2 protein-coding genes are annotated in these 1,969 nt (G+C 71.6%); both read right to left on the reverse strand.

All coding sequences use genetic code 11. The features are described 5' to 3' along the window. Window positions 1–126: 126 nt before the first annotated feature. Complete coding sequence (locus tag ACWEVS_RS46225) at window positions 127–948, reverse strand: hypothetical protein (RefSeq protein ID WP_452557608.1); 822 nt, start codon at window positions 946–948, stop codon at window positions 127–129. A gap of 639 nt (window positions 949–1,587) precedes the next feature. Next, the gene (locus ACWEVS_RS46230; RefSeq protein WP_452557610.1) at window positions 1,588–1,713 is read right to left on the reverse strand and encodes a hypothetical protein; all 126 of its coding nucleotides are present in this window, start codon (window positions 1,711–1,713) and stop codon (window positions 1,588–1,590) included. Window positions 1,714–1,969 lie beyond the last annotated feature (256 nt).

The raw sequence follows: 1,969 nt of genomic DNA on the forward strand, positions 1-1,969 counted from the left end.
GGTAACGACGAGGGGGCATCCGGCCACCCTGGCGGCACCAGCACCGCTCGTCACGGCGCCACGCCGAACACGCATGATCTTCTCAAACACGTTCTCAGTGGACGCGCCGGCGCGGACTCCTCCAGGTCAGCGTGACCACGCCAGTGCCGCCGCGGTGGTCGGTGCGAGGCCGGCGAGGATGGCGACCGCCTGTTCCTGTGATGGGCTGTTGATCTCGACGAGGACGCCGTGCCGAACGCCGAACACGACAACACCGCCCAGCCCGTGCTCGCGCGCCCACTGCTGCCCGGTCAGCTGCCGGCAGGCGTAGGGCGGCTCGCCCGGGTACGGCTTCTCGCACGCCGCCTGCGGGCCGCCCGACGACACCCCGTGGAGGACGACTGCGCCGGAGTCGAAGTCGAGAAAGACAAAGGTGTCGTCGGGGTCGTGCTCGATCTCGACCCACCCGGGCGCCTGGCCCGGCGGGCCGAGCAGCGGGATGCCGACGGCCGCCAGAGCGTGCTCCTCATGCCAGTTGACGATCCACGTGCGGTTCTGCAGCACCATCGAGACGAACACGCCCACGCCGAGGGCTGCGCACAGCGCGGGCCACCACCACCGCGCGCGGGTGACCACAAGGCCGGCGATCGCGTAGGCGACGGCCCCTGCGGCCAGGAGCGGCAGACCGAACAGCGCCCGCGGCATGCTGGTGATCGAGGGGCCGGGGGCAAGGGCGATCATCGCGGGGGCCAGAGCGGCGAAGGCGCAGGTCCCCAGGAGCGCCGCCCACGGCGCCCGTTGCACCCGGAACAAGCTGGTCAGGAGGACACCGAGGGGCAGCGGGAGGAGAAAGGCGGCCAAGACGTGGACGACGGCGATGCCTTCGGCGGTGACGTAGAGCACGCCCTCGACCGCGCCCACGATCGCCCCGGCCGCTACCGTCCTCCCCAGAGTCGCCGATGTTCGCATAAGGCGACATCATGCACGAAAAGGTTAATCCGGCGTAATCGGGACTCGGTTCCTCGGATGCCGCCGCCACCGGCCTGTCTACCGTGCGCCGGGCATGCCCCGCTCAGGCCCGCCGCCTTCCTGGCGGCCGTCACCGCCGGCCTCGACAACGGGCGGGTTCGCTCGCCGTGACGTCGGCGGGTGGGCGCCGACCGCCACGGGCGGACTCGGCGTAGATCGGTACGGCTTTCGCCGGGCATGAGGCCGACCCCCCGCGTCGAGGTGATGCGGGGGCCGGTGTGATGATCAAAGGGGTGTCCGGGGCTGCTGCGAGCAGCCGCCCCGTGCGCCGAGCCCGCCACCCACCGCCTGGTCGACGCCGAAGGGACCGAGGCGCTGATCTGCGACGGGCACGCCATCGACGCCCGCGCCCGGCTGGACGGCGGCCGCGTCGAACAGCTGCGAGCGTGTCCGGGACGCTGGCGATGTGGCGGGCCCACCCGGCGGCGTCCTCCAGCCGGAACCCCGTTCGGGCGGTGGCGTCGTCGGCCTGGCGCAGCTCGCCGTGCAGGGCGTCGATCTCGGCGGACAGCTGTTCGGCGCGGGCGGCCAGCTCGCGCACCCGGGCGGGGGTAGGGGTGTCCGGTGTGGAGGCCATGGTCAGTCCTTCCTGTTGCGGCGGGCGGCGGCGCGCATGCGGGCGGCCTCGACCTTGCGGCGCTGGGTGTCGGTCAGCTCGGCTGTGATGGCGCGCCAGGTGGCCGGCCGCCGTGATTCCACCGGCACGAGCAGGACCGTAACCAGCCCCGGAGCAGGCCCGGAGGTGTTTCACTAAACCCCAGCGCCGAAGTGGATCACTGTGCTAGAAGTTCACTGAAGATCTTGTGTTCTGGCCTCGTTCTTCATGGAATCGGGTCACAGTGGTCGGTGTGCAGGGTGAGTGGGCCGGAGAGCTTGTCGGGCCGGACGTGTGGCAGACCTGCCGGGAGCTGATCCCGTCCGGCAGTCTGTTCGCGTTCTTGGCCGAGCATCGCCAGGCGCT

This window comes from Nonomuraea sp. NPDC003754, from assembly GCF_053605785.1.

Coding starts and splice junctions, on each gene's coding strand:
- ACWEVS_RS46225 (WP_452557608.1), bottom strand. CDS start 948: ATGCGAACATCGGCGACTCTGGGGAGGACGGTAGCGGCCGGGGCGATC.